Annotated in this window: 2 protein-coding genes; both read left to right on the plus strand. The window is 48.2% G+C overall.

Features of this window, described 5'->3' with window-relative positions:
• The coding region (locus VIP81_RS19570) for a glutamate synthase-related protein (protein WP_331964977.1) at positions 1-2,200 on the plus strand (2,200 nt) is incomplete at its 5' end.
• A 63-nt stretch (positions 2,201-2,263) separates the two neighbouring features.
• The gene (locus VIP81_RS19575) at positions 2,264-3,739 is read left to right on the plus strand and encodes a glutamate synthase subunit beta (protein ID WP_331964981.1); all 1,476 of its coding nucleotides are present in this window, start codon (positions 2,264-2,266) and stop codon (positions 3,737-3,739) included.
• The last annotated feature ends 84 nt before the right edge of the window (positions 3,740-3,823 follow it).

Raw genomic sequence — 3,823 nt, forward strand, 5'->3', positions numbered from 1 at the left:
TGACATCGCCCGTGAAACACTGGCTAAACACTGGATGGGCTACGGTCGTAAAGAAACGCCTATTCAGCGCTTAACAGAAGGCGGTGTATATCAGTGGAAACGTAAAGGAGAATTCCATCTCTTTAATCCTACTACTATTCACTATCTGCAGCTGGCTACCCGCATGGGTGATTACGCTGCATTTAAGAAATATTCCAAATCGGTAAATGACCAAAGCGAAAAAGCAGCCACCTTACGTAGTCTGTTTTCGTTTAAGCCTAACCGTCCATCTATTTCCATCGATGAAGTAGAACCAGCCAGCAGCATCTTCAAGCGTTTTGCTACAGGCGCTATGAGCTTTGGATCTATTTCTCACGAGGCACACTCCACACTGGCCATTGCCATGAACCGCATTGGTGCTAAAAGTAATACCGGTGAGGGTGGGGAAGATGAGCTGCGCTATGAGCAATTGCCTAACGGCGACTCTATGCGCTCTGCCATCAAACAGGTTGCCAGCGCCCGTTTCGGGGTTACCAGCTACTACCTGACCAATGCCGATGAGTTACAGATTAAAATGGCGCAGGGTGCAAAACCAGGCGAAGGCGGACAATTACCTGGTCATAAAGTAGATGAATGGATTGCGAAAGTTAGACACTCCACTCCAGGTGTAGGTCTGATTTCTCCGCCTCCTCACCACGATATTTATTCTATCGAGGATTTGGCTCAGCTGATCTATGATCTGAAAAATGCTAACCGCGCCGCCCGTATCAGTGTGAAACTGGTATCCAAAGCAGGCGTAGGTACTATTGCTGCCGGTGTGGCGAAAGCACATGCCGATGTAGTACTGGTATCCGGTTTTGATGGTGGTACCGGTGCCTCTCCGGAAAGCTCTATCAAACACGCTGGTTTGCCATGGGAGCTTGGCTTGGCTGAAACACATCAGACCCTCGTGAAAAATAAACTCCGTACCCGTGTAGTACTGCAAACAGATGGTCAGCTGAAAACCGGCCGTGACATTGCGATAGCTACTTTACTGGGTGCCGAAGAATGGGGTGTGGCTACCGCTGCACTGGTAGTAGAAGGTTGTATCATGATGCGTAAATGCCATGTAAATACCTGCCCTGTTGGCGTAGCTACCCAGGATCCGGAACTGCGCAAACGCTTTACCGGCGATCCACAGCATGTGGTTAACCTGTTCACCTATCTCGTGGAAGAACTCCGCGAAATCATGGCTGAACTGGGCTTCCGTACCATCAATGAAATGGTGGGTCAGGTAGGTTGCTTACAGGTACGTGATAACATCACCAACTGGAAATCACAAAAACTCGATCTGTCTCCTATATTATTTAACGAAGCGCCTGCCGGCGAAACAGGCCTGTACAAACAGGAAGAACAGGATCACGGTATCAGCGAAGTAATAGACTGGCAACTGCTCAAGGCCGCACAGCCTGCACTGGAAAAGAAAGCCAGGGTATATCAGCAGTTCCCTGTAAAAAATACAGATCGTACTATCGGTACCATCCTGTCTAACGAAATATCCAAACGCTACAAGAGCGAAGGATTACCGGAAGATACCCTGCACTTCAAGTTCATCGGATCTGCAGGCCAGAGCTTCGGCGCTTTCACCACTAAAGGTGTAACACTGGAACTGGAAGGAGAAGCCAATGACTACTTCGGTAAAGGCTTGTCTGGCTCCAAACTGATCCTTTATCCACAAGGTGAAGCAGGATTCAAAGCAGAAGAAAATATTATCGCAGGTAACGTTTGTTTCTATGGAGCAACTTCCGGAGAAGCCTACATCCGCGGTAAAGCAGGTGAACGCTTCTGTGTACGTAACTCCGGTGCTACCGTAGTAGTAGAAGGAGTAGGCGATCACGGTTGCGAATACATGACCAATGGTAAAGCGGTGATACTGGGTGAAACCGGTCGCAACTTTGGTGCTGGTATGAGTGGTGGTATTGCCTATGTATACGATGTGAAAGGCACTTTCGCCAATCACTGTAACAGGGAAATGATCGACCTCGATCCACTGGCACAGGAAGATGTAGCACAGCTGCAGGATCTGATCACTAAACACCACGCCTACACGAACAGCACCGTGGCGAAGTTCATCCTGAAAGACTGGGAGAACCAACTGCGTCATTTTGTGAAAGTATTCCCGAAAGAATACAAGGCAGTGTTGAAATCAGGAAAAGTACAGAACCAGAAAGTAGGTCACTAAGAGAAACATTAACATTCATCATCAAAATATCCCTTGCAGGTAAGGGACTTGTGGAGGAAAATTATGGGTAAACCTACAGGATTCCTGGAATTTACACGCGAGCTGCCCGGGAAAGCAGACCCCCGGGAAAGGGTTGGCCACTATAATGAATTTGTAGAGCGCTTTCCTGATAATAAATTAAATCAGCAAGCTGCCCGCTGCATGAATTGCGGTGTGCCTTTTTGCCACAGCGGATGCCCGCTGGGTAACGTGATACCGGAATTTAACGATGCCGTATATCGCCAGGATTGGAAAGATGCGTACGATATTCTTACTTCTACCAATAACTTCCCGGAGTTCACCGGACGTATTTGTCCGGCACCCTGCGAAAGCGCTTGTGTACTGGGTATTAACCAGCCACCGGTTGCTATTGAGGAGATAGAAAAACATATTATTGAAGTTGCTTTCGATAAAGGACTGGTACAGGCGAAAGCGCCACGTATGCGTACCGGCAAAAAAATAGCAGTTATTGGCTCCGGCCCTGCAGGTTTAGCAGCGGCAGCACAATTAAACTATGCCGGTCATACTGTTACCGTGTTTGAACGTGATGACGCTCCAGGCGGACTTTTACGCTATGGTATTCCAGACTTTAAACTGGAAAAATGGGTAATCGACCGTCGTGTGAAACTGATGGAAGAAGAAGGCGTAGTATTCCAATGCAATGCCAACGTAGGCGTTAACGTTAGTACCAATGATCTGCTGAGAGAATACAATGCGATTGTACTCGCCGGCGGTTCTACCATTCCGCGCGACCTGCCTATTGCTGGTCGTGAGCTGAAAGGGGTACACTATGCGATGGACTTCCTGAAACAGCAGAACAAAAGAGTAGGCGAAAAAACCGTTGATGGCAGCGACATCTGGGCAACCGGAAAAAATGTAATTGTAATTGGTGGTGGCGATACCGGCTCCGACTGCGTAGGTACCAGCAACCGTCATGGTGCTGTCAGCATTACGCAACTGGAATTATTACCGAAACCTCCGGGCGAGCGCACGGCATACATGCCATGGCCTACTTACCCGATGGTATTAAAAACATCTTCTTCTCACGAAGAAGGAGCTGATCGCAAATGGGCTATCGCTACCAAATCCTTTATAGGTGATGACAACGGTAACCTCAAGGCACTCCGCCTGGTAGACCTGCAATGGACCGCCAGCGCAGATGGCAGACCAGCAAAATTCACCGAAGTACCGGGATCTGAAAGAGATGTACCCTGCGAACTCGCCTTACTGGCAATGGGCTTCGTACATCCGCAGCATACCGGCTTACTGGATCAGTTGGAAGTAGAAAAGGATGAACGCGGTAACGTAAAAGCTACCGAAAAAGATTACCTGACATCCATTCCTAAAGTGTTCACTGCCGGCGATATGCGTCGCGGTCAATCACTGGTGGTATGGGCAATAAGCGAAGGTCGTGAGTGTGCGAGAAAAGTGGACGAATTCCTGATGGGCAGTTCCCAACTGGAAAGCAAAGACCATTCATTACAGGCAATGGCGTTATAATTAAGCAATTGTACTAATTAAAGATTTTCTCATAAGCAGGTTTAGATTTTGTTGTAACCTTCAGCCGGGCCGGGTTTTTACCCG

Source organism: Chitinophaga sp. (assembly GCF_036566945.1).
In the GTDB taxonomy this organism is placed as follows: domain Bacteria; phylum Bacteroidota; class Bacteroidia; order Chitinophagales; family Chitinophagaceae; genus Chitinophaga.